Source organism: Paraburkholderia sp. BL17N1, assembly GCF_003634175.1.
In the GTDB taxonomy this organism is placed as follows: Bacteria; Pseudomonadota; Gammaproteobacteria; order Burkholderiales; family Burkholderiaceae; genus Paraburkholderia.
Genome location: NZ_RBIW01000002.1, coordinates 466950 through 492285 on the forward strand (window position 1 = coordinate 466950; position 25336 = coordinate 492285).

Genomic DNA, 25336 nt, shown 5'->3' on the forward strand with positions numbered 1-25336 from the left:
TGAACCAAACGCATACGCATGCACGTTGCTCGAACTGATTGATTCATCTCTGCTTCAGGAGGATTTTCATGTCCACCACCACTGGCATCGACGCCCAGCGCGCCACGCCGGCGACTACCGCCATCCACCCAGGCTATCGCACGCTCTGGCGCTGGCATTTCTATGCGGGCCTCTTCGTGATGCCGTTTCTGGTCGTACTGGCGATCACCGGCACGCTGTACTGCTTCCAGCCGCAAATCGAGCCGCTGCTGTATCCGGGGCGCCTGACCATCGCGCCGCAAGCGCTCCCGAGATTGCCCGAAGACGTACTGCTGGCAAGAGCGCGTTCGGCACTGCCGGCGAACGCGGTCGCGCTGACCGCGGTCGTCGCGAGCGCACCGGAGCGCAGCGCCGAATTTGTCTTCCGTCTCGCGGACGGCGATAAGCAGAGCGTCTATGTGAACCCCTATACCGGCGAGGTGCTGGGCACGCTGAGCGTCGAACGCCGCTTCATGCAAGTGGACCGGATGCTTCATCGCAAGCTGCTGCTCGGCAAACCCGGCGAGTTGCTGATGGAACTGGCCGCATGCTGGACGCTCGTGATGATCGGCACCGGCGTCGCGTTGTGGTGGCCGCGCGAGAAAACCACGGCACGTGCTGCGCTGTTGCCGCGCTTCGCACTGAAGGGACGCGCGCTGTGGAAGAGCGTCCATGCCGCGATGGGCATCTGGCTCGCGCTCGGTGCGCTCGCGTTCGTGTTGACGGGGCTGCCGTGGACGGGTTCGTGGGGCAAGCAGTTCAAGGCGCTCGCGACCGCCGCGAATCTCGGTGCGCCGCCGGGATCGTGGGGCGGCTTGCCGCTGCGCTCTGCGCTGCCAGCAAAGAGCGGCGCGCAGCCTGCCGCAACGGAGACGCACGCGAAAAACAAAGCTCACGATGAGCACAACGGCCACGGTGCCCACGCCGCCAACATGGACTCGATGCCCGGCATGGTGATGGACGACCTGCCTCTGCCGCTCACGCCCTGGGCCGTCGGCAACACACGCGTGCCTGACTCCCACTCTCTCTCCTCGGCCGACGAGGCAAACGCCGTGCGTCCGCTGCCGCTCGGACGCGTCGTCGCACTGGCTGCCTCGCTCGGCGTGACGGACGGCTACAACATCGTGCTGCCGGCTTCCGCGACCGGCGTCTACACCATCTCGTACTTTCCGGACGATCCGAAAGACGAACGCACGCTGTACATCGACCAATACAGCGGAGCGATTCTGAAGGACATCCGCTATGGCGATTACGGCGCGGTGTCGAAGGCCGTGTCGTACGGCACGTCGCTGCATATGGGCCGTTATTTCGGCGTTGCCAACCAGATTCTCTGCGCCGCGATTTCTTTAGGATTGGCGGCGATGGCCGTCACCGGCTGCGTGATGTGGTGGAAGCGGCGGCCGCAACGCTCGCTCGGCGCACCGTCGCGCGAACGTGCCGCGCCGCCCATGCGCGGCTGGAAAATCGGCCTCGTCCTGCTCGGCATCGTGTTCCCGTTGATGGGCGTCACGCTGCTGGCGGTGTGGCTCGCGGATCGGGCGATCTTCGGCCGTGCCGCGCGGCGCGCGGCGACGCCATGACGGCGGGTGCCTGGCCGTGGTGCTACGCCCGGAGTTAGATGCGGCGGGGCGTGTCCGCGCTCGGCGCCGCGTGTCGCGCGAAACCGGCGCGGAGCACGGTTCGAGGGAACCGATTGTCGCTATGCCTCAGATCAGGCCGGTCAAGGAACGCGCCGTGACCTTGGGCGTGCTTGTCATGGCGACGCTGGTCGTTTGTGTGGTTGGGGGGAAGGCGGTGCGCGGGGCGCGGCTTGCTTAGGTCAAGCTCACGTGGATAACGGACTTGCGCCGGCCATGGGATGGCCGAGCGCAAGGACCGCAGCCCTAGAAAATGCCCGGAATCACGCGATAACGCACGCGGCCCTTGTAGGTCCGATAGCCTTCGTCCGCCGAGAGAAGCCGCTCCTCGCGCACGATGCGCCCCACTTGCAACGCGAACTGGCACCCGTACACCAGCAGGTTTTGCAGACCGAAGTTCACCAGCAGAAAACCGATGTCGGTGATGAAGTAACCCAGATACATCGGATGCCGAATGAAGCGATAGGCACCGCGCGATACGACGCCGCGATTGGCGGGCAAGATGCCGAACGAGCGGCGCAGCGATACCTTGGCGAACAGTTGCCAGCATATCCCCAGCAGCTGCAGCGCGGCACCGACCGCCTCAGGCACGAGTTGCACGCCGGGCGCGAGACGCACGGCGAGGAAATAGTACGTGCCGCCCATCGCGCACATGAAAGCGAACGGCCGCCAATCGCGCTTCATCGGCACCCGCGTCACGAGCGACAAGCCGACCGTGAAACATGCGGAAACCACCAGAAATAACAGCGTGATCCGCGAGGGCGCCGCGCGCCATTGCGTGATCGCGGCATAGGCGAACAGGCTCAGCATGGTCGCCGCGCCCGCGCGCGCGGCGACTTCCACGAGCGCCTCGCGCAAGCCGCCGGCATTGCCCGGCTCCGCGGACATGGCACTGGTTAGGGTGGCGCCTTCGGTACTCACGGCGAGTGGCAGGTCTTGGAGAGGTGTCGTCGGTGTCATAACGCGCTCACTTGGAAATACGCAGAATTTGCGAAGCCAGTTGCGAAAAGCACGGCTTCAGATCGGCCGGTGTCGCGGCGTAGCAGTACACGCCGACCGGTTGTTTCGGGTTGTAGCAGCGCGATAGCGAATCGGCTGTGTTGGCCATGCACTTGAGCACGTCCTGGCCAATTTCATTGTCCGGACCGGCGGGCTTGGTCAACTCGTTGCCGTAGCCGAGTGTGAACACGTAGGTGCCTTCGGCACGCGCCGCCGCGGCCATCGCTTCGAGCAGATTGCGCGATACGCGGTTGACGTTCACATACGTCGCATTGCCGTTCGACACCACGCGCGGCGAGGTCACGGGCCAGATCGGGAAGGTCTGCTCGCTGACGTTGTGAGCGTTGTACCACTTCGGCATGGCGGTCACGAAGCCCGACGTATCGCTCTGATAACACGGCGACGCCAGCTTTTGATTCAGGGCATTGATACTGAATAGTCCGGAGGAGAAGCCGGTTTGACCATCGCCGCTCGCGAGCGTAGTGGAGATGTTGTTGCACTTGCTCTGGTTGGTCGTGAAAAACGATGAGAAGCTATTCGGTGCGCCGTCCGAGAAGAACACGATGACGCGCAGGCTCGAAGGTTGTGTAATGACCGTGTTCAACTGGTTGCGCGCGTTCCACAGTGCCTCGGGGGAGTTGGTGCTGCCGCTGAACGTGTAATTGTTAATATCCGTGGTCATCGTTGCGCGATCGAAACCACGCGTGTTGCCCTTGAACGGTACATCCACCACCGTGCCGTACGCGAAGTGCATCAGCGTGACCCGGTCATTCGTCACGTCGAAATTATTGAGGAAGGCCACCGCATTCGAGCGCACCGCTGCCGGCACACCGGAAGAATTCAGCGAGCCCGTGGTATCGATCACGAACGCCATATCCAGCGTCCTGCGAATCGCCTGCGAAGACGAACTCACATTCAGCACATTGAATCCGAGTACTTTTGAGAACGTAACCGGCACGCTTGCCTGCGCGGTCATGCCGATCGTCACCGTGCCGGCGTTGAACACGATCGACGGCGTGCCCGCGGTCGCGCTGGAACCGAGAAAACCCGCCGGATAGTTCGCCGCGAAAAAAGCCGTTGCCGCCTGCTGCGCGTTATTGGTCTGCTCCGTCTGATTGTTGCCGCGCGTGACTGCTTCGCCAGCCGCAATAACTGCGCCGTCGGTGGCCGCGTCCAGACGTGCCTTGATCATATAGCCGAAACCGGAATCCACCGCGAGGCCGAGGATACCCAGCAAGGCAATCAGCGACACCGCCACGAAAATGCTGACCGATCCTCTCTGCCGCCTTCTGAATGCCGCCGCTGTTTTCGCTTTTGTTTTCATTTGCTACCCCCGGTCCTGCGTTTTTCTTATCTAATCGGGCATTTCTTCGCCGCGTCAGAACACCGTCATTGCATAGAGATTCGGCGAAAGCGCGGGCGTCGTGAGGCCACGGCCCAGATTCAGCGAACCGATCAGCGGCGTCTGCAAATAGAACGCCTCGACCGCGTACGCGATCTGGCCGTCCGAAAGCTTGCCTTGCAGCAGATTGACCACCGGCGACGTCTTCCCTGCCGCGGGAATGCCGCTGCAACTGCCGCTGCCGTCCGTCGCCCAGTTCGTGCCGCTGCTACCGCAGCTCCACAACTTGCTCGCCGGAGCGTAGTTGCCGCCGTTCCAGCGATATTGCGCGACCACCACGCCTGTGCAATTGTTACCGTTGCTGTCGCAGTTGTTATTGCCCATGATCTCGGTGATGTAGATCATGCCGTGCGCGCTCATGTTGAGCGGCGGCGTGGTTGCGCTGAGCGAGGACATGATGGTCTGCATCGGAAACGTAAGCGATGCGCGCGAGGACAGGTTCGCGCCTTCGCGGCTCACGTTGATCAGAATCATCTGTGCCTGGATGTTGCGCGCAATGTCGTACACCGGCAGCGCCAGCGCCACCATGATTGGCAGCAACAGCGCCATCTCCACCGTGACGATGCCTTTGGAAGCGCGGCGGCTTCGCGAGGAACGTGTGCGCATGTCAGAAGCCCTCGTTGCGCATCGTCGCCGCGACGCTGAAGCTGAACTTGCCGTTGGCGAAGAACGGCTTGACCAGCGGCGTGAGCAGCGGCCAGATGCAGTTGATCTGCAGCACGACGATGTCGCCGGGATTGCCGAACATGCCCGTGCTGTAACTTGTCTGCGTGTTGTAGCTTTGGGTCGCCCCGTTGATGGTGATCACATAGCTCGGCGAGACGAGCGAATAGAGGCCCATGGAACTGTTTTTGATCTCCTGCACGACAGCCAGATAGCGCTGCTGATTGGTCGCGTTCGGATCGAGGTTGGTCTGCCCCGTTACCGAATAGCGCGCGCCTTCCCGCACCGCGTATTGCATGGTCAGGTTGACCCACAGCGCAACGCCGAGATCCATGGCAAAGCACAGCAACAGCAGCAGCAGCGGCGCGATCAACGCAAACTCGATCGTGGCCACGCCGCGTTGCTTGCGCGTGTGCCCGCGCTTGCCTGCGCGCGCCTCCCCGCTAAAGATGGACTTGTGGCGAGCGGATTTCATTTCGTCTCCTTGTCCAGCACCGGCACCGGCTTGCCGGCGAGCCCCGCGCCGCGTCCGGCGTGCAGACGCAGCGGCCAGCACAATGCTTCCAGCAACGAGCGCGGCTGCGCACCGTCGTCGAGACCGGTGGCCGGCCACTCTTCTTTGGCGGGCACCCACTGCGTGTCGAACAGGTGATCCCACAGCGGCAGCAGTTGCGTGAAGTTATGGTTGAAATGCTCGGCGCGGTTCGAATGATGCAGCCGGTGATACTGCGGATTGTTGACCCACGTGATGTAGCGGCCGAGGTCCACGCGCAGGTTCAGATGCGCGAAATAATTGCCGAGCATGAAAATGACCGAGGTCGACCCAACGATCCACGGTTCGACCTTGAACAGCACGCCGATCAACGGATAGAGCAGGCAACCCTTGATGAGCGATTCGACCCAGTGGTGCCGCCACGTGACCGTGACATTGAATTCGACCGCGCTATGGTGCAGCGAATGCAGCTTCCACAGCACCGGCCACGTATGCTGCAGCCGGTGAAACGCGTATTCGAGCACGTCGATAGTGAGCAGCACGATCACGAACGAAGCCACCGCGCCCACCCCGTGCGAGTTCAGAACGACCAGGCCGCCACCGAGCGCATTGACGATCGCGACGCTCGCCGCCGCGGTGAACGGCTTCATCGCTTCCGCGAGCGCCAGATACACGCCCGCATAGGCCACGTTGAAACGCTGGCCGGCGCGCGATTGCAGCATCGCGGCGGGCCAGCGCCGTTCCAGCGCCGCGCCCGCGGCCATCATCGCCAGCCCGAGCGCGTACATGCGCAGCCACAGGCCTGCGTGTTGCAGGAGGTCAGGAAACGGGCTGGATGCGAGCATGGGATTCCCCGATGAATGCCTGGCGTTCAACCGCCCGCAATACCTTGGACGGCCGGTGACAGCTGACGCACGATCTGGATCGCCGACGGGCCGACCAGCACGGCCAGCAGAGTCGGAAAAATAAAAAACATCAGCGGAAACAGCAGCTTCAAGGCGATCTTCGCAGCCTGCTCTTCCGCGCGCAAGCGTCGTTTGGTGCGCAGGTTGTCGGTATAAACACGGAGCGAGTCACCCACGCTGGTGCCGAAGCGGTCCGCCTGAATCAGCATCGCGGCAAGCGTGTCGATGTCCTCTACGCCGGTGCGCAGCGACAAGTTGCGCAACGCCTTGTCGCGGCCCAAGCCGGCACGCAATTCCAGCAGCACCATGTCGAATTCGTCTTTGAGCGCGCGGCTTTTCACGCCGATTTCCTGAGTGACGCGCATCATCGCTGCGTCGAGGCCGAGGCCCGCTTCCACGCAGACGGTCATCAGATCGAGCGCGTCGGGCAGATCTTCGAACAGCTTGCGCTGACGGCTTTCAACTAGGCGCCTCATCACGAGGTTCGGCAGATAGAAGCCGAGCGCCGAGGCAGCCAGCACGGTCAGCAGCAGATAAATGCGCTCGCCGGCCTGGAAGGCGTTGCCGAAAGCAATTAGCGCAATGGCCGGCAGCGCAAGCGCCAGCACAGTCTTGGCAGCGAAGTAGATGGCCGCTGCGGACGGCGTGCGAATACCCGCGTTCGCGAAGCGCAGACGCAGCACCGACTTGTCCCAGTCCTCTTTCGGCAGCGACAGTTTGGCGACCCGCTCGGACATCTTCGTGACGGTTTCGACCCAATTCATTTGCGCGCCGGCGTCAGCCTCGGCGGCGACACCTGGCTGCGCGATCTCTTCAATGCGCCGTTGCACAGGGTCGGGGCGCAGCAGCGTCATCGCCTTCAGCGCCGCGCCGAACACGATCAGAAACATTAGCCCAAGCAGCACGATCTGTTCAATTTTCATGGTCTGCGGGCCGAACCCGCGCTCCTCGTGTCGAAACCGTGGTCTAGACGCGGATGCGCACGACTTTGCGCATCCACAAGATGCCGAACATCATCATCGTGATAGCCACGCCGGCGATCTGCGGGCCCGCCGGATCCTTCCAGAACACGCTGATGTAGCCCGGATTGAGCACCGACAGCAGCCCGAGAATGGCGAATGGCAACACGCCGAGCACCCAGGCCGACAGGCGTCCTTCCGCCGACAGCACGCGCACCTTGCCGAGCAGCTTGAGCCGCTCGCGAATGATGCCGGCGATGGAACCGAGAATCTCCGCCAGATTGCCGCCCGCCTCGCGCTGGATCAGCACGGCGATCACGAAGTAGCGCAGATCCTCGACCGGTACGCGACTCACCATGTTCAGGAGCGCGTCGTTCATCGATACGCCGTAGTTGATCTCGTCGAACACCAGCGCGAATTCGCCGCCGAGCGGCTCGGGCAGTTCTTCGCCGACCATGCCGAGCGCGGCCGGAAAGGAGTGGCCGGCACGCAGCGCGCGGGCGATCAGATCAGCCGCATCGGGCAACTGGCGTTCGAGTTGCAGCACGCGTTTGGTGCGCTTGCGGCGAAGAATCAGGGTAGGCAGCAGGCTCGCCACCGCGGCGAACACGCCCATAACCGGCGCGGGAAATTGCAGCACGAACCCGCCCAAGGCGCCCAGCACCGCGCACAGCAGCGTGTAGGTAACGAAGCGCGCCACCGACCATTTCAGCCCGGACTGTTGCAACTGCCGGTCGAGCGTGTGCACGCGCGGTATGCGCAGCAGTATCTGCGTGACGAACGGCGACTCGCTCAGCATGCGCTGCTTGAGGATCGAGAGCTGTTGGCTGCTCACGTTGCCGCCGGCGGACAGCGCGCGAATGCGCTCGTCCATGCGCTTGACGTCCTTGCCGCGATGGCTGCTCCAGAGCAGATAAACAGCCTCGATGGCCAGCACCACCGCGAGAAACGCGAGCACCGCAAAGCCGATAAACGACGTGTTCATGTCCCTCTCCTCAAATCCGTTGCGCGCTCATACTTCGAAACGCCGCGCCGGATCGAACATCTGGTCCGGCAGCACGATGCCGAAGCCCGCCAGCCGCTCGCAAAATTTCGGGCGCACGCCGCTCGCGCAGAAATAGCCTTTGATCATGCCGTTCTCGTCGACACCGGTGCGCTTGAACGCGAAGATCTCCTGCATGTTGATGATGTCGCCTTCCATGCCGGTGACTTCGGAGATGCTCATCAGCTTGCGGCGTCCGTCGGTGAGGCGCGAAGCCTGCACCACTACCGTGATGGCCGACGCGATCTGCTGGCGGATCGCCTTGATCGGCATCGTCAGACCCGCCATGCCGACCATGTTTTCGAGCCGCGTGAGCGCGTCGCGCGGCGTGTTCGCGTGCAGCGTCGCCATCGAACCTTCGTGGCCGGTGTTCATGGCGTGCAGCATGTCGAGCGCTTCGGCGCCGCGCACTTCACCCAGCACGATTCGGTCGGGGCGCATCCGCAGCGCGTTGCGCACCAGCGAGCGCTGCGAGATTTCGCCCTTGCCTTCGATATTCGGCGGCCGCGTTTCGAGGCGCAGCACGTGTTGCTGGCGCATCTGCAATTCGGCCGCGTCTTCGATCGTCACGACCCGTTCGTCCTCGGGAATGAAGCCGGAAAGCAGATTGAGCAGCGTGGTTTTACCGCTGCCGGTTCCGCCCGAAATCAGTACGTTCAGCTTCGACTTGATCAGCGCTTCGAGCAGTTGCGCCATCGCTGGCGTGAAGCTCTGGTTGTTCACCATGTCGGTCACCGTAAGCGGATTTACCGCGAAACGGCGAATCGACACGAGCGGTCCGTCGATCGCCGACGGCGGAATGATCGCGTTGACGCGCGAGCCGTCCGGCAGGCGCGCATCGACCATCGGCGTGGATTCGTCGATCCGGCGGCCCACGCGCGAGACGATGCGCTCGATGATCTTCATCAGATGCGCGTCGTCGTAGAAGGTCACGTCGGTGTGTTCGAGGCGCCCGCGCCGTTCCACGTACACGTGCTGCGACGTGTTGACCAGAATGTCGGAAATGGTCGGGTCGTTGAGCAGCGGTTCGAGCGGGCCGAGGCCGACCATTTCGTCGTGCACGTCCTGAGCGAGACGGCGGCGCTCGAGTTCGTTCATCGGGATCTTGTCTTCGTCGACGATCCGTTCCACCAGTTGCGCCAACTCGCGCTTGATCTGCTCGGGCGACAGGCGTTGCAGCTTGTCGAGTTCCACCCGGTCGATGATCGCCTGATGAATGTTCATCTTGAGTTGCTGATACGCGCGCCGCGCGGCCAGGCTTTCCGTGGCCGCGCCGGCCGCGGCCGCTGCGGGACTGGCGCCGTCGAACGGCATCGTGCCGCTCTGGATCATCAACTGTTCGCGCAATGACATGGTGCTCTCCGCATTCTTTTCGATGGCAAGCTACCCTGAACGAATTCAGGCGGCTCAGTGTCCGGGCTTGAGCTGCGGTGGCGAATTCGGCCGGTTTTGGAACAGACGCCCGAGCACGCTCTTGCGCTCGGCGACCGGCAATGGCCACAGCAACGCCGCCAGTTGCGAGATGCCCTGGGCGAGCGCGCCGCCCTTCGCGCCGGTCACGAGCGGCACGCCGTGGTTCAGCGCCTCGGTGGCCTGCTTTTCGTCGCGCGGCAAGTGATGCGCGACCTTTGCGCCGAACGTTGCTTCGAGCGTAGACAGGTTGATGCGCGCGTTCTTGTCGTACTGATTGACGATCACTTTCACCTTGCTCGCCGGATAGCCGAGCTCCTTGAAAATGTCGAGCATCCGGCGGCCCGCGTGCAGGTACAGAATGTTCTGCCGCACCACCATGCAGATCGAGTCGCTGTGATCGAGCGCGTGGATCGCGAGCGGATTGATGTTCTGACCGACGTCGATCAGCACCGCGTCGTATTGCTCGCGCACCAGCGTGAGAATCCGTTCCAGATGCGCGGCGCGCAGTTCGCCCGACTTGATGGGATCGCCCGCGCCGGCCAGCACGTCGAGATTCGCGTGCACATGCATCACGCAAGATTCGAAGAACGCGGCGTCGAGCCGGTCGATCTGCGAGCACAGATCCGCGAGCGTGGCGGGCGGCGCTTTGTCGGCGACTAGCAGACTCGCGTCGGCGAATTGCTGGTTCAGGTCGATCAGCAGCACGCGTTTGTCGCGCAAGGAGGCCAGCGCGTAAGCGAGATTCACGGCGATCAGTGTCGTGCCGCTGCCGCCCTTGCAGGAGGTGAACGACACCACACGGCCGTCGCGGCGCACACCGGCGTGCTTCTTTGCCGAGACGTGAGCGAGCGCGTCGGCGATCTCGGCGTCGTTCAGCGGCCAGGAGAGCACATGCCGCACGCCGACACGCATCGCCGCCATCAGCAGTGTGGTCGACGGCGCAGGCGTGATCAGCATGCAATGCAAATTCGGGAGGAGCGACAGCACTTCTTCGACACCGTTCAGATCGCGCGGTGTCAGATCGGCGTCGTCGACGATCAGCAGATCGGCGCTCCTGATCGCCGTGGCGTGCACGCGCAACTGCTTCGCCGTGCCGTGCAGCGTACGCAGACGAAACGCGATGCCGCTTGCCTCGAGACGCGCCGCGATGTGCGGCGCGCGCTCGGCGCTGGACGAAATCAGAAGGGTGTCGATCATGGTAAGTCTCCGCTGGCTCTACAGCGAGCCTCCTGGTTGTGCCGCTTCAGTACGAAATCGATGAGCCGACGCCGATCGTCAAGGAATTGGTGGGCGGGGGCGGCGCCGTGAAGGATTTGGCGTAGCTCTTCTGCGCCGCGGCTGCAGCCGTGCCGTCGATTCCCGCAACCGGATCGGTGTTCGCCGAGGCGTTCGGGTTGAGCGTCTGCATTTCCTTGATCTGGTTGATCGAGTCGCCGAACGTCGCGTCCCAGTGCGGCGTCGAACTCAGGCAGCCGGCGAGCGCGGCGCTCAAGCCGGCGCACAGTGCCGTGCGGATCAGTGTCTTGGTGCTTGTCATGTCGATCTCCGGTAGGCCGCGCATTACTGCGAGGCGTGTGAGCCGCTGGTTTCCGGCGTGGCCGGTATCACAGCGACAGCGGCAGCCGCGCTGGGAGCGGGTGCAGGAACCGGTATGGGTGCAGGCGCGGTTGCCGGTGCCCCGACTGGCGCCGAAGCTCCCGCGGCCGGCGCGGCGCGCTTCGTGCCTTCCATGTGGCCGGTCAGGTACACGTTCGCTTCGCTGGCGTCGCCGAAACCGTCGGTCGGCAACGGATAGTGCTGCGGCAGCGGTTTGGCGAGCCGCGGCGTCACGACGAACACCAGTTCGGTCTTGTCCTGTTCGTAGCTCGTGCTGCGGAACAGCGCGCCGAGCACCGGCAATTCCGCGGCGCCTGGCAAACCCTTGATCGAACCGGTGATGTTGCTCTTCAGCAAGCCGCCGATCGCGAAACTCTGACCGTCGAACACCTGCAGCGTGGTGGAGGCGCGCCGCGTGGTGATCAGCGGCAGGATCGTCTGGTTGTTCGAGTTGCCGGCGCTGACGACCACGCCAGTAGACGACAGCTCGGACACCTCCGGCGACACCTTCAGGTTGATGCGACCGCCTTCGAGCACGGTCGGCGTGAAGGTCAGGCCGACACCGTACTGTTCTTCCTGTAGCACGATGGTCGTGCCGTTCGCACCGTTGCTTTGCGGCACCGGAATATAGACCTTGCCGCCCGCGAGGAAGCTCGCTTCCTGGCCGCTGATCGCCATCAGGTTCGGCTCGGCCAGAATCTTCACGAGCTGATCGGTTTTTTGCGCATCGATCGCGGCCCTGAGCGGCGCATTGTTCGCTTTCGATGCCGTCAATGCGCTCAGCCCGCCCGACAGGTAATCGGCCAGCAAGCCGAAGCTCCAGCTGCCGATCCCGCCGTTGATATTCGCCGCCACGCCGAGCTGGTCGATCAGCGTCTTCGAGACTTCGGCGACCTTCACTTCGAGCATGACCTGCTGCGGCGCGGCCACGTGCATCATGTTGATGATGCGTTCGCCGCCCGCGCCGCCGAGCGTCGGTGCCGGCATACCCATCGCGCGCGGCGCGGCGCCGACCGGCAACGGGCCGCTGCCCATCGGCGCGGCGGCTTGCAAGGCGGTGGTCGGACGGGCTACGAAGGCGCGCGCCAGTTCGAGCACGCGTTCGGCCTTGACCGCGTCGGAGACCGTGCCGGTCAGCACCAGCGTGTCGGCGGCGGCCTTCACCTGAATACCGGTTTCCTCGGGCATCAGCGCGGCGAGGGTTTGCTGCAGACCGCCTGGATCCGCGCCGACGCTCACGTCGATGATCGTGCAGGAGCCGCTGCGGCCTTGCACGATCATGTTGGTGGTGCCCACATCGGAGCCGAGCAGATACAGTGTTTGCGGGGACACGAGCATGGCCTGCACGATCGCCGGATTGCCGACGCTACGGCTCTTCACCGGTTCGCGCACATCGACCATCGTGGATTTGCCGACCGGGATCGTCACCGAGCTATGTTCCGCGACCGGGCCGCTGCAGTTCGGGCCACGGGCGCCCTGTTGCGCGCCGCCGGACGAAGCACCCGGGCTCATGCCGCTCGCGGCGATGGTCAGATGCACCGAACCGTTCGATGCCATCGTGAGCGGCACGTCCGGCAACCCGGGCACACCCGCTGCGGCGTTCTGGCCGGCCGCTTGCGCCACCGGCAGCATCGTCAGATACATGCCCAACAGCACACATGTGCAGGCTTCGGCGATCCGGGTGCGGCCCCGCGGCAGGCGCGAATTCGCTTCGCGCGGGCCGAGCGGCTGCCGCGGCGCGCTAGCGCGCTGAGTGGTTCTGGCGTTCATGTCCTACCCCCGTTATGTGCCGCATTTTTTTGCGCGCCGCTCTGAACGTCGGTCACGCATCGGTCACGGCCTGCAGGCTCGAGCCTGTCAAAAGCATTCTTGTCTTATGTCGGCGCCGTCGAGTACCCGCACACAGTTGGCCGGCGCGCGCGCCGCCACTTTGCGCACGATATGGACCGGCTTCGGTTCGGGTGCGGGCACCACGGCGACCGGCGTTTGCAGCAGGCTGGCCTTGGTGGCGCCGGCGGTGTCGATCGCTTTGGGATCGATCTGGTTACGCAACACCAGCGACAGCGTGCCGATGCTGCGTGCAAGGTCGATCTTCTCGGCCTGTTCCGGCGACACTTCGAGCGTCACCGCGTCGACCACCTTCGGCTTGGTTTCGTCGCGGCCCACTTCCTGCGCGACGGCCAGCACGAGAATCTTTTCGAGCACGATCTTGGAAATGTTCTGATCACGCTGGGTGCCTGGATCGCGGGCATCCTTTTGCGTGTTGACGATGATGTCGACGTAATTGCCCGGCAGCGCGAAGCCCGCCACGCCGATCACGTCGTTCACGCGCACCGTGATGGCGCGCTTGCCTTCGCCGATCACCGCCGAGAGGCCGCCGAGCGTGCCGACCGGCGTGAGCTTCGCATCGAGAATCGGTTCGCCGCGCAGCAGGCTTTCCTTCAGCACGCGGCCGTCGAGTTTCTGGATGTCGGTGTACGAGCCGGGCGGCACGCTATTGGACGGCCAGTCGGTGAGCTTGAGGTAGTCCGGGCCGATGCGTTGACCGAGATTGATATCGGCTGCCGCCACCACGACCCTTGTCGTGGCATTCGACGATTGCGAGACCATCCAGCGCGAGGCGAACACCACCGCGGTGAGGCCCGCCAGCGTCGCGATCAGCAGCATCGTTACAGCGCGCGCGTTTTTCATTTTCAACCCCTGATTTTTTGCCCTGCCCCGGCATGCGTCACACGCTGGCGAACAACACGCATGCGCTGCCTATTGCTATCGCAATGCCGTAAGGCATGGTCCCCGTCGCACTGCTTTCAGCCACACTGCCCGACCTGCGCAGCGTGCCGTTGCCCGGCGTCGCGCAGTTGATCAGCAATGCTGCCGCCCCGTGCAGTCCGGCGCGCATCTGGCGACGCCGGAACCATATTGCGAGCGACCCGATCGCACCGATCACACAAGCCGCCAAACCAATTTCGAGCGCGCCGTAAGCGCCGCAGAAGGCGCCGATTGCCGCCATCAGCTTCACGTCGCCCGCGCCCATCAGCCGCATCGCGTAGCCCGGCAGGAAAAACGCGCCGCCGGCCAGCATGCCGCCCATCCACATCGTCATGCCATCGACGACACCGTGCGTAAACCACTGCACCGGAATCGCCACGATCAATCCTGTCGCCACCAGCCAGTTAGGAATCCGGCGCGTTTGCATGTCCCACAGGGCGGCGACGAGTACTAGCGTCATCACGCATGGACCAATTGGAAAAGGAACCCCGTTCATTGCCTGCTCCGTTTCGAGGATCGAATTGCCCTTCTTACTGGATGCGCTTCGTTTTGCGCAAGGCCGTCGCTACCCTGTCCCGAAGGACCGTCGAGACAGGGCGAGCGATCGGATTTGCATCGGGTGCTGCGCGATGTGTCAGGCCGCGGCGCTCGTCAAGGCAGTACCAATCGCAGTGAACATGGCTTTCAGATTGGTGGTCATGTTCTGCACCGTCACAATGATCGCCACCGCGATCAGCCCGGCCAGCAGGGCATATTCAATCGCCGCCACACCGTCTTCTTCGCGCAAAAACTTCTTGATCGTGTTCTTCATGCTAATCCCCGTAGAGTGAAAGTTGACTTCGGTTTATGCCGTCTGCAGCCGCCTGAAAACAGGTGCGCCGATGCGGCGTTCATGCCCGTCACGAGGACGGAAAAAGTGGCGAGGCCAGCGCCTTACTTCGTCACGATCACGAGAGGCTGATACCCCGTATCCATCGCCGTGTCGTTGTTTATCGACTTCCGTTTTCGCTGGCCCCGCCGCACCTCGTAAAACGCGTGGACCTCCCCGAACGCGATTCACGAAGACTTTTGTTGCTGCCGGAGTTCAGTTGCTGCTTTCCGTCTGCAACATGTTTTTTCGTCTTGTGACTCTCTATTTGCAACGGCTATGCCAACAGGCCTCAAAGCCTTGCTGGGCAATGATTGACGCTTCGGCGGAAGGTGCGGCAGGGAGTTCGCAGCGCGCGATGGTTCGGATTTGAGACACTGGAAAGCGAAGGAGCGGAGCCCGCTTGCCGTGCTTCACGCATTATTTCCGCAGAGTAGAAAACCGTCGAACCATTGGCAGGCAATGGTTCGACAAATACTTCGGTCAAATATGCTGACATTGAACGGACAAAAGTAGGTTTTACTGAGCCCGTCCGGGATGTTGCAAGCGTGAGACGGGTGGCCGAAGAACGACCCGGCGGCACGGCCGCGAAAAGCGATGTCCGCCCACCTCACTATGTGGGGTAGCGCGCATTGCGCGATTGACGGCGGATCGCCGTGTCGTTCTCGCGTCGGGCCAAACCCGTCGGGGTCGACGCAGGCGGCAATCGTTTTGGAGCGTCCCAAGACGGGCTTCGATTGCTTCCGGGCGACCCGCGGCGCCTTGTCAGTCGGGCCTGTCAGAGCGATTTAGGCCCGACTCGGCATCGCAGTTTCGCGAGCGCACCGAAAAAACCTCGCTCATCTCACGCGCCAATACGGCCCGGATTGCGACGAAGGCCGATGTGTCCGGTTTCGTTCAGCAATGCGAGCCGGGCCACATAAGTCGGTGCGCCGGCGACGACCGTCGAAAAAACTTGCCGATGCGTTGAGGCCGTTGATACGCCACTTGTAACCGAGCGTAAAAGACACTGCGTGCGCCGCGCGACCAATGCGACGATGTCGCCGCTCCGTCTGCACCCCCCGCTCGGTTGGGGCGACGGGGACGGCATTCCGGTTCAAACACCTCGTTACAAATCGACACTGAAAGCACTCAATTGGCGGTCAACACTGTGTGACGGCGACGCCACTGCGCGCGCCATGCCCAACCGACGAAGACACTTCGAGGTCGAAGCCGTCTGGGCTTCACGCAGCAACCATACAGAAGTCATCCGTCATTTCACGTCAACTGATTGCGGTGAAAACATGCAGCAGACTTTCATACCCGTGCGACGCTTCAAAAAGAACACGGCCGGTCGCGACTTGGTCGTAGGCGATCTGCACGGCTGTTTCAGCCGGCTTGCGAAAGAGCTGGAGTTGCGCCGTTACGACCCGTCGCGCGACAGACTGTTTGCCGTCGGTGATCTGGTGGATCGGGGCATCGAATCGCCGGCCGTGCTCGAATTCGTGGACCGGTATCGCATTCAATCGGTGCGCGGCAATCATGAGGACACGATCGTGCGATGGCACCGCTACGGCGGCAAGAACGCGTCGATTCGATCCACCGGCGGCGAGTGGCTGTTCGATATGGTCTATGACAAAGCGGCGCTGGACGACATCGTGACGTATATGGCGGCCCTTCCCTACGCGATCGAAATCGAAACCGACGACGGCCTGGTCGGCATCGTGCACGCCAACGTCCCCATGCAATCGTGGCCGAAGATGGTGCAGGCGCTGGAACAGGAGGACCGCAACGGACCCGTGCGGCGCAAGGTGATCTGGGATCGCTCCCGCTGGATCGCTGGCAAGAGAGCAGGTTTTGTTTCCATGCGCCGGGCCTTCGCGCAACTGTGCCAACGGTTTGCACCAGGATGGCCAGACCCGGGCAGCCGCATCGACGGCGTGGCTGCGGTGATCGTCGGGCACACCCCGGTGCGGGAGCCCATGGTTCGTGGCAACGTCATCAATGTCGATACGGGGCTCGTGTACGGCGGAGCGCTCACGCTGCTGGGTCTGGACGAGATCCCCATGCTGCTCAACCGCGCGACTCGCGAACAACCGGCATTCGGCGGGTCGAAAGGATATCCGGCAGGTTCGGGCGCGTGATCGCGCGGGCAAAAGCGCGTTCGACGGCAGCGCGTCGATACTCCCCACACGTTTGCTGTACCGCCACGCACTCGATCTCCGTCAGCGAGCCGCTTCCGCATTGTCGAAGTGCTGCTCGCCATCCGCGCGCCGGATAGCCCTCACAGCCTGTACACCCGCTCCGCGTTGTCATGAAACAGCGCCGCCCGCTCGTCCGCCGCGAACTCCCGTGTAATCTCCTTGAAGGCGTTGAACACATCGTCATAGCTGCTGAACAGCTTGTCGACCGGAAAGTTGCTCGCGAACATGCAGCGCTTCACGCCGAATGCATCGATTGCGTGCTGGACGAACGGACGAATGCTGTCCACCGTCCACTTCCAGTCGCCCATACCCAGACCAGATATCTTGCAGAAAACGTTGTCCGCCGAAGCGAGCGAGGTCATGCTTCTTTTCCATGCCTCGATCTCTTCGGGCTTACGGTCGACCGGCATGCCGGTGTGGTTGAGCACCATCGGCGTGTCGGGGAAATCGCGCGCTAGGGCGAGCGCCTCTTCCATTTGCGTGTAATAGAGTTGCAGATCGAACGACAAGTCGTGCTCCTTGAGCAGCGCATAGCCGCGCCGCCATTGCGGATCGCTCATCAGATGCGGACTGTCGATAAACGTCTTCACCGGATCGCGGTGGAAATTCAGGCATTGGCGAATGCCTCGCACATTCTTGTACTGGCAGTGCTCTTCGATCACCGCCTGCGCGTTCGGCGAAGACAGATCGGCAAAACCGACAATGCCGTGCGGATAGCCGTGCTTGTCCGCGACGCTCTGAAGCCATCGCGTTTCGGCCACCGGATCGTTGTGATCGTATTCGACCTGCAGATGAACCGTCTTCACCACATTCTGATTCCTGATATCGGCAAGAAAGTCATCGATCAGATAGTCCTTGCGAATGGCCGAATAATCGCCGAACACGCGGTCGAGCATCGGCCCTTGCAGCCAAGGGTAGTTGCCGGTCTTCAGATCGTACAGATGATGATGCGGGTCGATGATAGGCAGATTGTCCACAGCGCCTCCTTTGAAGTTATACGACGCGCGGCGCTCGCGTCGAAACACCACTAAACGAATGGCCGCGCAATCAGGTCAACACCGTTTCCTCAGTACTTCCCCGCGGACGGCGGATAGACACGCTTCACCGTGGCCTGCGCATCCGGCTGATCGATCGTTTCCTTCGTCACGAGCGGTTCCTTCAGCGCGAGTTCCTGCGTTGTCGGCTTATGATTCAGCGCGTTGAACACCTGCGTGGTCGCGTCGATCCCTTGCCCGACCGCCTCCTGCAAAAAGATGCCCTGGATCGCGCCGTCGCGCAGCAGCTTGATTGTCGTCGGGCTGCCGTCGGCCGTGACGACCGCCACCTTGCCGACCGCACCGCGCGTTTGCAGCGCCTTGGCGGCGCCCGTCGCGGCTTCGTCGTACATGCCGTAGATGGCTTTGACATCGGGGTGAGCGGTCAGCACGTCGTTGGCCTGCTGCACCGCTTCGTTGACCGTCAGCCCGTGCGTCTCGAGCACCTGCACGAGATCGCAGCCATCGGCCTTGAACGACTCCTGCGCGCCCTTCATGTACTTCTGCGCATTCTCGCGATCCTGCGGCAGCGACAGCATCGCCACCTTGTTGCTGCCGCGATCCTTCGCGAGTTTGCAAACGTATGCGCCCTGAGCCTTGCCCGTATCGTAGTTATTCGCCGTGACGGCTGACGTATAGTCCGTCTGCCCCGCCTGCGGCCCGATACCCGTGAAGGCGACCGGCACTGACTTCGACTTCAGAAGACGCAGCACGGGCGGCGTGCTGGTCGAACTGACCGGCCCGATCACGATCGCGTTGACGCCGCGCGTCATGGCCGTGCGCACGTTGTCCATCTGCTTGGCCGGCGAATTCTCCGAGGTGAACTCGACATAGTCCATGCCGAGTTCTTGCGCCCGTTGCTTGACGCCGTACGCGACCCACTGCCAGTACGAAATATCCAGCGACGGCGCGATATACGCAACTGTCTGCTTGTCCGCCGCGACCGCCATCTGCGACGAGAATGCCGCGGCGAGTGCGACGATCGACGCCATTGCGATCCGTGCAACCGGCTGCCTCGTGCGTGCGCCGGCCGACCTGAATGTGCGCTTGTTCATGATGTGTCTCCTTCCAGATAGTTTTTGCGAACCCGTGCTCAACGCCGGGCTTTGGTAACGCGATCCACGAGAACCGCGATGAGAATGACGACACCGGTCACGGTGCCTTGCCAGAAACTGTTCACGCCGATCAGATTCGCGCCGTTCTGAATGATCGTGATCATCAGCGCGCCGAGCAGCGCGCCGATGGCCGAACCGGTCCCGCCGAACAGGCTCGCGCCGCCGATCACCACGGCCGCGATGGCCTGCAGCATCAGGCTCGATCCCGCGGTGGCCTCGGCATTGCTGATGTACGACACACTGACGATGCTCGCGAACGAAGCCAGCAAACCCGAGAGCAGATACGCGCCGAGCCGCACGCGGTTGACCGGAATCCCAATCACGCGCGCCGACGAACTGCTGCTGCCGATCGCATACAGCCAGCGGCCCGCCACCACCTTGCGCAAACAGAATTCGATCGCGACGAGCAGCAGCACGCACCACAGCGCGTAGTTCGGCAGGCCGGGAATCAGCGTTCCTGAATCGAGCAGCCAGTAGTCGGGGTTGGAGATCGGCAGCGAGTGGCCGTCGGTTACGATGAACGAGAGGCTGCCGGCAATCGCATACGTGCTGAGCGTCACGACGAACGGCGCGAGTCCGACGAAGGTCACGAGCGCACCGTTGAGCGCGCCGATGCCGACGCCGACCGCGAGTCCGGCGACACTGCTCGCCACCGCGCCATAGCCATGCGCCATGGCGAGGCCGGTCACCATGCCCGTCAAAGAAAACACCGAACCGACGGACAGATCGATGCCGCCGGTAATGATCACGAGCAACACGCCGAATGCCATGATGACGAGCGGCGCGGCCGCCTGCGTCACGTTGGAAATATTGCCGCCCGACAGCGCAGCCGGCACGATCGTGCCCACCGCGAGTTCGATCACGATGATCGCAATGGCAATCGCGATTTCCGTGCGGTATGCCGACAGCAAACGGCGTCCCGCGCTGCTGCGTTTTGGCTGCGCCTCCGCGATGGGATGAGTGGCTGATTTCATGGCTGTCTCCAGATTAATGATGTTTTGGCGCGCGGCGGCGCTAACCGACGTTAGGCGGCCATACCCGTTGCGGCCGCGAGTTGTGTTTCGTTGACGTCGGCGTGACGCAGGACTTCGGTGGGCTTGCCGTCCAGATCGAACGCGAGCACGGTGTCGCACAGTTCGACCAGTTCGATATATTCGGTCGACCACCAGACGATCGTCGTACCCTGCTGCGCCATCTTGCGAATCAGCGCGTAGATTTCGCGCTTCGTGCGGATATCCACGCCGCGGGTCGGCTCTTCGAGCACCAGCAGCCTCGGCCGCAGCAATAGCCAACGGGCGATCAGCAGTTTCTGCTGCGTGCCGCCGCTGAGTGTGGCCGGCAAGTCCCACAGCGAGCCGGCGCGAATCTTCAGGGCGTCGAGCAGCCGCGCGCTCTGTTCGATTTCCTCGCGCTTCACGACACGGCGCCGGTTGACGACGCGTGCTGCCGCGACGAGGTTGTCGACGATCGGCAACGTGGCGAGCACGCCCTTGTTCGAGCGGTCGCCCGAGACGAAGCCGACGCCGTCGCGCGCGCCGGCCGACGGATGCGAATAGCTGACACGAGCGCCGTCGCGTGTAATAGCCCATGAGCCGGCGGGCGCGATACCGGTCAGCGCATCGATCAACGAAGACGGACCCACCGGCGCTCCGGCAAGGCCGACAATCGCGCCGGCCGGCACTTCGATCGCCACACCGTCGCGTTCGATCCGCAATGCGCCCGCGTGAATGCGACCGCCGCCGTCACCGATGTCCTGTTCCCCCGCCGGGTGGGCCTGCCCCAACTCCGCCGACTCCGCGACGCGCGCGGCCGCGTCATCGACGACAACGCTCTGACCCATGCATTCGATGATCTCGCGATCGGTGATCGCATCGAGCGCGACGCGATCGACTGCCGTTTTGCCGTCGCGAATGATCGTGCAGACATCGGCGATCTGGCGAATCTCGCGCATGCGGTGCGAAACGAACAGCACCGCGAGTCCCGTATCGGCAATGAGACGCCGTAGTACCGCGAAGAGCCGGATCGTTTCCGCAGCGGTCAGATTGGCGGTCGGTTCGTCAAGTAGCAACAGCTTCGCGCCCGAACCGAGGGCGCGCGCGATCTCCACCAGTTGGCGCTCGTGCAAGGTCAGATCGCCGACCAGCCGGCCCGACGATTCACGCGCGAACTGCGGATCGATCAGCGACAGCGCTTCGACCGCGATGTCCATTGACGCGCGTTCGCTATATTTCGCGGCGCCGCGCCGCAGCTGCGGCATCGCGATGTTCTCGGCCACCGACAGATGCGGCAGCAACGCAAGTTCCTGATTGACGACCGCGATGGTGCCGGCGGCAATATGCCCGCCGACGGATGCACCGATTGCTTGCCCGTCGAATTCGAGCGTGCCGCCGTCGCGCTCGAACTGACCGGAGATGATCTTGATCAGCGTCGACTTGCCCGCGCCGTTGCCACCCAGGAAAGCATGCACTTCACCTGGGGCGATCGAAATGTCGAAGCCCTTCAATACGCTGGTCGGTCCAAAGCTCTTGACGATCGCGCGCGCCGTCAACAAGTAACGCTGCTCAGCCATGTCCTTTCTCCTTTCGCGTTTTCCGCGCATCGCGCATGTTTTGCGAATGCGTAGTACGACAGTCGCCAGTACGCCGCATGGGCGCTAACCGGCGAAATGTCTTTACTCGATATGGAAGCGAACAGGACGAGAGCGCTGCGGGTGAGCGTGTGCTGATCGCGCGCTCACCGGGAAAGTCGGATAATCCATTACCGTCTCCTGCACAGTTGTTGCACTGCGCAACCTATGTTTATGATTTAGCCGCCTGGCGGCAGTGAAACTGCCGGGTTAGTACCGAGAGGACCCCATGCATCCCTGGCTGCGCGGCTTGTCGACAGAATGGCAGTGCGAATGGCGTGCGAACAAGGCGGTTTCATTCAACTGCATCTGAAAAAAATTCCACTATGCGCATTCCACCGGTCAAGGCCATCGTCGCGTTCGAGAGCGTGGCCAGAACAAAAAGCGTCAACCGGGCCTCGGAAGAGCTCGGGCTGACCGCATCGGCGGTCAGTCATCAGATCAGCAACCTGGAGTCGGTAATCGGCCAGCCACTCTTCTATCGCTCGGGTCGTGGGCTCGTCCTCACGCCGACCGGCGAGCGTTATCTGTCCGACGTGACGGGGTCGCTGGCGGATCTGAGTCGCGCCACTGAGCGCGCATCGAGCCGCACCGACGTCGATATCCTGCGAGTGCATTCGAGTCCCAGCTTCGGGCTCATGTGGCTGCTGCCGCGGCTTGCGTCGTTTCAGGAGGCCAATGGCGATATCCAGTTGAATCTCGCCTGCTCATATGAGGACGTCTCGTTTACCAGCGGTTATTACGACATCGATCTGCGCCACGGCTATGCGAACTGGCGCGACCTTGAAGTCAGAACGCTGCGCGGCGAGTTCATCGCGCCGCTCGCGTCGCCGCAATATCTGGCGAACAATCCGGTGAAGACGCCCGAAGATCTGCTGCAACATCGGCTGATCTACTCGGAGACGCCGCTCGTGCAGTGGAAGCAGTGGTTCGGACGCACCGGCGTGTCGGCCGCCCATAAGACCTTCGACTTCTCTTTCGATCGCTCGTACATGTCACTGGAAACGGCGGCGCTCGGCCTCGGCATCGCGCTCGAAAGCGTGATGCTCGCCTCGGTCCGGATCAAGGAAGGCGCGCTCGTGCCGGTCTTCGACGACACGCACGCCGTGGAGGTCGGCGCGCATCATCTGGTCTATCCGCCGCAAAACGCCGAACTGCCGCGCGTCACGCGCTTTATCGCGTGGATCGAGCGCGAGGTCGGGCGCATGGAGCGCAAAGCCTGAGAGCGGCTTCGATCCTTGCCAGGGTTTTCCTGCGCCGCGCTCGCACGGCATTCCAGATGCGGCGTCGCACCATGCGGCACCTGCGTTTAAAGCAGCACGTCACCTGAAAATATCTCAAACATAGTTGAGCAGTACGTCGTTGATGCGACCGGCCGCGCAGTAGACACTTCGGCCATCACATCAACACTCAGGAGACAATCATGCTGCTGGAGAACAAAGTCGTCATCGTGACCGGCGCCGCCTCACCGCGCGGAATCGGCAAGGCAACCGCTCAGGCACTCGCCGCTCAGGGCGCCCGCATCGTCATACTCGATTTGCGCGAAGAAGACGCGAAGCGCGCCGCCGCCGATCTCGGCGACGCGCATCTCGGCCTCGCCTGCGACGTCACCGACAAAGACGCGTGCGTCTCGGCCGCCAAAGCGACGCTCGAGCGCTACGGCCGCATCGACGGCCTCATCAACAACGCCGGTGTCACGCAGCCGGTGCGCACACTGGACATCACCGCCGAAGGCTTCAACGCCGTCGTCGACGTCAATCTGCGCGGCACGCTCTACATGTCGCAAGCTGTGCTGCCGGCCATGAAAGAGCAGAAAGGCGGCAGCATCGTGTGCATGTCGTCGGTCTCCGCGCAACGCGGCGGCGGCATCTTCGGCGGCCCGCACTACAGCGCGGCGAAAGCCGGCGTGCTCGGTCTCTCTCGCGCGATGGCTCGCGAATTCGGCGGCGACAGCATTCGCGTGAACTCGATCACACCCGGCCTGATTCAAACCGATATCACCGGCGACAAGCTCACCTCGGAGATGCGCGTCGACATCATCAAGGGCATTCCGCTCGGCCGGCTCGGCAACGCGAGCGACGTGGCGAACGCGTGCCTGTTCCTCGTCAGCGATCTGTCGACCTATCTCACGGGCATCACCCTCGACGTGAACGGCGGCATGCTGATTCATTGATTGATAGCGACGCGTTGCTGCTCGCGAGGAGCGGCAACATGACCGGCATCCGGGCCAACCCGGAGCCATGGAAGGAGACGCACATGAAACCGAAATACCCCGCGGCATCCCTTGCCGCCGACGTGCTGCCGCAAACGGACTCGGCGAGCTTCGAGTCGAAGACCTACGCGAAAGTCAGCCGTCGCCTGATCCCATTCCTGATGCTGTGTTATCTCGGCGCTTATCTCGACCGCGTCAACGTCGGCTTCGCGAAGCTGCAGATGCTCAACGATCTGCGCTTCAGCGAAACCGTGTATGGCATGGGCGCGGGGATTTTCTTTCTCGGCTATTTTCTCTTCGAGGTGCCGAGCAACCTGGTGCTGCATCGTGTCGGCGCGCGCAAGTGGCTCGCGCGAATCATGCTGACGTGGGCGGTGATCTCCGCTTCGTTCATCTTCGTGAAGTCGCCTACAACCTTCTATGTGCTGCGCTTTCTGCTCGGCGTCGCGGAAGCGGGCTTCGCACCCGGTGTGATTCTCTACCTGACTTACTGGTTTCCCGCTGCGCGCCGCGCCAAAGCGCTGTCGCTGTTCTTCATGGCGATTCCGCTGGCCGGCATTATCGGCGGCCCGCTGTCGGGCTGGATCATGCACTCGCTGCAAGGCGCGATGAACATGGCCGGCTGGAAGTGGCTGTTCCTGCTGGAAGCCGTGCCTTCGCTCGTGCTCGGCGTCGCCATCCTGCTCTATCTCGACGACGGCATCACGAAAGCGAAGTGGCTGACGGACTCCGAAAAGACGCTGCTCGCCCGCAACGTGGCCGGCGACAACGCGCATAAGATCGCTCACGTGTCGGTCAAATCGTTCATCGGCGACCGCCGCTTGTGGCTGATGGCGGCCATCTACTTCTGCGTGGTGCTCGGTCAGTATGGCCTGACGTTCTGGCTGCCGACCATCATCCGCAAATCGGGTGTGGCCGATCCGCTGTGGATCGGCGTGTTCACCGCGATTCCTTATCTGTGCGCCATCATCGCGCTGCCGCTGGTCGGCATGAGTGCGGACCGTCATCGTGAGCGCCGTCTGCATCTGGCGATTCCGATGCTGATCGCCGCAGCGGGCTTCATTCTGCTGCCGGCCATCGGCAGTGTGCCGGCCTCTATCGTTTGTCTGAGCATCGCCGCGGCCGGCATTCTCGCGTCGTCATCACAGTTCTGGTCGTTGCCGACCGCGTTGCTCGGCGGCATGTCGGCCGCGGCCGGGATCGCGGCGGTGAACTGTGTCGCCAATCTTGCGGGCTTCTTTTCACCGGCGATTGTCGGCTGGCTCAACGACCTGACAGGCAAATCGACTGCCGGGCTGATCTTTATCTCGGTAGCCGTCACGTTCGGCGCCTGCCTCGTGTTTCTGGTGCCCGCGAAGTCCGTGAACCGCTGAACCGCTGAACCCTTCTTACTCTTTACGAC

23 protein-coding genes are annotated in these 25336 nt (G+C 62.9%); 5 read left to right on the top strand and 18 right to left on the bottom strand.

From position 1 onward, the window contains the following. The first annotated feature begins 68 nt into the window (after positions 1–68). The gene (locus tag B0G82_RS21930) at positions 69–1598 is read left to right on the top strand and encodes a PepSY domain-containing protein (protein ID WP_121309021.1); all 1530 of its coding nucleotides are present in this window, start codon (positions 69–71) and stop codon (positions 1596–1598) included. A 303-nt stretch (positions 1599–1901) separates the two neighbouring features. Here the strand turns inward: B0G82_RS21930 and B0G82_RS21935 are convergent, their stop codons facing one another. From B0G82_RS21935 to B0G82_RS22000, 14 genes are all read right to left on the bottom strand, one after another. After that, complete coding sequence (locus B0G82_RS21935) at positions 1902–2543, bottom strand: isoprenylcysteine carboxylmethyltransferase family protein (protein WP_241974991.1); 642 nt, start codon at positions 2541–2543, stop codon at positions 1902–1904. Positions 2544–2622: 79 nt separating this feature from the next. Next, positions 2623–3978 carry a vWA domain-containing protein gene (locus B0G82_RS21940; RefSeq protein WP_121309023.1) on the bottom strand — a complete coding sequence of 452 codons (1356 nt, stop codon included), beginning with the start codon at positions 3976–3978 and terminating at the stop codon, positions 2623–2625. Positions 3979–4032: 54 nt separating this feature from the next. Beyond that, positions 4033–4662: a TadE family protein gene (locus B0G82_RS21945; protein WP_121309024.1), complete on the bottom strand. Its 630-nt coding sequence runs from the start codon at positions 4660–4662 to the stop codon at positions 4033–4035. Between the two features lies 1 nt (position 4663). Further along, positions 4664–5194 (bottom strand): TadE/TadG family type IV pilus assembly protein, encoded by a 531-nt coding sequence (locus tag B0G82_RS21950; protein WP_121309025.1) that lies wholly within the window; start codon positions 5192–5194, stop codon positions 4664–4666. Beyond that, complete coding sequence (locus tag B0G82_RS21955; protein ID WP_121309026.1) at positions 5191–6057, bottom strand: sterol desaturase family protein; 867 nt, start codon at positions 6055–6057, stop codon at positions 5191–5193. Before B0G82_RS21955 ends, B0G82_RS21950 begins: the two co-directional genes overlap by 4 nt. A gap of 26 nt (positions 6058–6083) precedes the next feature. Continuing rightward, a complete protein-coding gene (locus B0G82_RS21960) occupies positions 6084–7040 on the bottom strand; it encodes a type II secretion system F family protein (RefSeq protein ID WP_121309027.1) in 957 nt (318 codons plus the stop codon). 43 nt (positions 7041–7083) lie between these two features. Then, positions 7084–8061 carry a type II secretion system F family protein gene (locus B0G82_RS21965; RefSeq protein WP_121309028.1) on the bottom strand — a complete coding sequence of 326 codons (978 nt, stop codon included), beginning with the start codon at positions 8059–8061 and terminating at the stop codon, positions 7084–7086. 27 nt (positions 8062–8088) lie between these two features. After that, positions 8089–9471 (bottom strand): CpaF family protein, encoded by a 1383-nt coding sequence (locus tag B0G82_RS21970; protein WP_121309029.1) that lies wholly within the window; start codon positions 9469–9471, stop codon positions 8089–8091. Positions 9472–9525: 54 nt separating this feature from the next. After that, positions 9526–10728 (bottom strand): AAA family ATPase, encoded by a 1203-nt coding sequence (locus B0G82_RS21975; RefSeq protein ID WP_121309030.1) that lies wholly within the window; start codon positions 10726–10728, stop codon positions 9526–9528. 46 nt (positions 10729–10774) lie between these two features. Further along, positions 10775–11068, bottom strand: coding sequence for a hypothetical protein (locus tag B0G82_RS21980; RefSeq protein ID WP_116148915.1), 294 nt, complete (start codon positions 11066–11068; stop codon positions 10775–10777). 23 nt (positions 11069–11091) lie between these two features. Then, complete coding sequence (locus tag B0G82_RS21985) at positions 11092–12897, bottom strand: type II and III secretion system protein family protein (RefSeq protein WP_121309031.1); 1806 nt, start codon at positions 12895–12897, stop codon at positions 11092–11094. A gap of 87 nt (positions 12898–12984) precedes the next feature. Then, positions 12985–13818, bottom strand: coding sequence for a Flp pilus assembly protein CpaB (gene cpaB / locus B0G82_RS21990; RefSeq protein WP_121309032.1), 834 nt, complete (start codon positions 13816–13818; stop codon positions 12985–12987). A gap of 37 nt (positions 13819–13855) precedes the next feature. After that, positions 13856–14392 carry a prepilin peptidase gene (locus tag B0G82_RS21995; RefSeq protein WP_116145575.1) on the bottom strand — a complete coding sequence of 179 codons (537 nt, stop codon included), beginning with the start codon at positions 14390–14392 and terminating at the stop codon, positions 13856–13858. Positions 14393–14530: 138 nt separating this feature from the next. Further along, positions 14531–14707 (bottom strand): Flp family type IVb pilin, encoded by a 177-nt coding sequence (locus tag B0G82_RS22000; protein ID WP_121309033.1) that lies wholly within the window; start codon positions 14705–14707, stop codon positions 14531–14533. A gap of 1070 nt (positions 14708–15777) precedes the next feature. Here B0G82_RS22000 and B0G82_RS22005 point away from each other — a divergent pair. After that, positions 15778–16887 carry a metallophosphoesterase gene (locus B0G82_RS22005; protein ID WP_147439559.1) on the top strand — a complete coding sequence of 370 codons (1110 nt, stop codon included), beginning with the start codon at positions 15778–15780 and terminating at the stop codon, positions 16885–16887. A gap of 140 nt (positions 16888–17027) precedes the next feature. On the opposite strand, the gene B0G82_RS22010 is transcribed toward B0G82_RS22005, so the two are convergent. The 4 genes from B0G82_RS22010 to B0G82_RS22025 all read right to left on the bottom strand — a co-directional run bounded on the left by B0G82_RS22010 (position 17028) and on the right by B0G82_RS22025 (position 21665). After that, positions 17028–17915, bottom strand: coding sequence for an amidohydrolase (locus tag B0G82_RS22010; protein ID WP_199730207.1), 888 nt, complete (start codon positions 17913–17915; stop codon positions 17028–17030). Positions 17916–18013: 98 nt separating this feature from the next. Beyond that, positions 18014–19036, bottom strand: a complete 1023-nt coding sequence (locus B0G82_RS22015; protein ID WP_241974786.1) for a substrate-binding domain-containing protein — start codon at positions 19034–19036, stop codon at positions 18014–18016. Between the two features lie 38 nt (positions 19037–19074). Continuing rightward, a complete protein-coding gene (locus tag B0G82_RS22020; RefSeq protein WP_116145583.1) occupies positions 19075–20070 on the bottom strand; it encodes an ABC transporter permease in 996 nt (331 codons plus the stop codon). Between the two features lie 50 nt (positions 20071–20120). After that, the gene (locus tag B0G82_RS22025; RefSeq protein ID WP_121309035.1) at positions 20121–21665 is read right to left on the bottom strand and encodes a sugar ABC transporter ATP-binding protein; all 1545 of its coding nucleotides are present in this window, start codon (positions 21663–21665) and stop codon (positions 20121–20123) included. A gap of 383 nt (positions 21666–22048) precedes the next feature. On the opposite strand from B0G82_RS22025, the gene B0G82_RS22030 reads away from it, so the two are divergent. The 3 genes from B0G82_RS22030 (at position 22049) to B0G82_RS22040 (ending at position 25307) form a co-directional block, all read left to right on the top strand. Beyond that, complete coding sequence (locus tag B0G82_RS22030; RefSeq protein ID WP_116145586.1) at positions 22049–22945, top strand: LysR substrate-binding domain-containing protein; 897 nt, start codon at positions 22049–22051, stop codon at positions 22943–22945. 200 nt (positions 22946–23145) lie between these two features. Further along, entirely contained in the window at positions 23146–23895 is a 750-nt protein-coding gene (locus B0G82_RS22035) for an SDR family NAD(P)-dependent oxidoreductase (protein WP_121309036.1), read from the top strand. An 83-nt stretch (positions 23896–23978) separates the two neighbouring features. After that, positions 23979–25307, top strand: a complete 1329-nt coding sequence (locus B0G82_RS22040) for an MFS transporter (RefSeq protein WP_121309037.1) — start codon at positions 23979–23981, stop codon at positions 25305–25307. Positions 25308–25336: the final 29 nt, after the last annotated feature.

Bases quoted from the DNA above. Each gene is read 5' to 3' on its own strand.
- B0G82_RS21930 (WP_121309021.1), top strand. From the start codon at position 69: ATGTCCACCACCACTGGCATCGACGCCCAGCGCGCCACGCCGGCGACT.
- B0G82_RS21935 (WP_241974991.1), bottom strand. From the start codon at position 2,543: ATGTCCGCGGAGCCGGGCAATGCCGGCGGCTTGCGCGAGGCGCTCGTG.
- B0G82_RS21940 (WP_121309023.1), bottom strand. From the start codon at position 3,978: ATGAAAACAAAAGCGAAAACAGCGGCGGCATTCAGAAGGCGGCAGAGA.
- B0G82_RS21945 (WP_121309024.1), bottom strand. From the start codon at position 4,662: ATGCGCACACGTTCCTCGCGAAGCCGCCGCGCTTCCAAAGGCATCGTC.
- B0G82_RS21950 (WP_121309025.1), bottom strand. From the start codon at position 5,194: ATGAAATCCGCTCGCCACAAGTCCATCTTTAGCGGGGAGGCGCGCGCA.
- B0G82_RS21955 (WP_121309026.1), bottom strand. From the start codon at position 6,057: ATGCTCGCATCCAGCCCGTTTCCTGACCTCCTGCAACACGCAGGCCTG.
- B0G82_RS21960 (WP_121309027.1), bottom strand. From the start codon at position 7,040: ATGAAAATTGAACAGATCGTGCTGCTTGGGCTAATGTTTCTGATCGTG.
- B0G82_RS21965 (WP_121309028.1), bottom strand. From the start codon at position 8,061: ATGAACACGTCGTTTATCGGCTTTGCGGTGCTCGCGTTTCTCGCGGTG.
- B0G82_RS21970 (WP_121309029.1), bottom strand. From the start codon at position 9,471: ATGTCATTGCGCGAACAGTTGATGATCCAGAGCGGCACGATGCCGTTC.
- B0G82_RS21975 (WP_121309030.1), bottom strand. From the start codon at position 10,728: ATGATCGACACCCTTCTGATTTCGTCCAGCGCCGAGCGCGCGCCGCAC.
- B0G82_RS21980 (WP_116148915.1), bottom strand. From the start codon at position 11,068: ATGACAAGCACCAAGACACTGATCCGCACGGCACTGTGCGCCGGCTTG.
- B0G82_RS21985 (WP_121309031.1), bottom strand. From the start codon at position 12,897: ATGAACGCCAGAACCACTCAGCGCGCTAGCGCGCCGCGGCAGCCGCTC.
- cpaB (WP_121309032.1), bottom strand. From the start codon at position 13,818: ATGAAAAACGCGCGCGCTGTAACGATGCTGCTGATCGCGACGCTGGCG.
- B0G82_RS21995 (WP_116145575.1), bottom strand. From the start codon at position 14,392: ATGAACGGGGTTCCTTTTCCAATTGGTCCATGCGTGATGACGCTAGTA.
- B0G82_RS22000 (WP_121309033.1), bottom strand. From the start codon at position 14,707: ATGAAGAACACGATCAAGAAGTTTTTGCGCGAAGAAGACGGTGTGGCG.
- B0G82_RS22015 (WP_241974786.1), bottom strand. From the start codon at position 19,036: ATGAACAAGCGCACATTCAGGTCGGCCGGCGCACGCACGAGGCAGCCG.
- B0G82_RS22020 (WP_116145583.1), bottom strand. From the start codon at position 20,070: ATGAAATCAGCCACTCATCCCATCGCGGAGGCGCAGCCAAAACGCAGC.
- B0G82_RS22025 (WP_121309035.1), bottom strand. From the start codon at position 21,665: ATGGCTGAGCAGCGTTACTTGTTGACGGCGCGCGCGATCGTCAAGAGC.
- B0G82_RS22030 (WP_116145586.1), top strand. From the start codon at position 22,049: ATGCGCATTCCACCGGTCAAGGCCATCGTCGCGTTCGAGAGCGTGGCC.
- B0G82_RS22035 (WP_121309036.1), top strand. From the start codon at position 23,146: ATGCTGCTGGAGAACAAAGTCGTCATCGTGACCGGCGCCGCCTCACCG.
- B0G82_RS22040 (WP_121309037.1), top strand. From the start codon at position 23,979: ATGAAACCGAAATACCCCGCGGCATCCCTTGCCGCCGACGTGCTGCCG.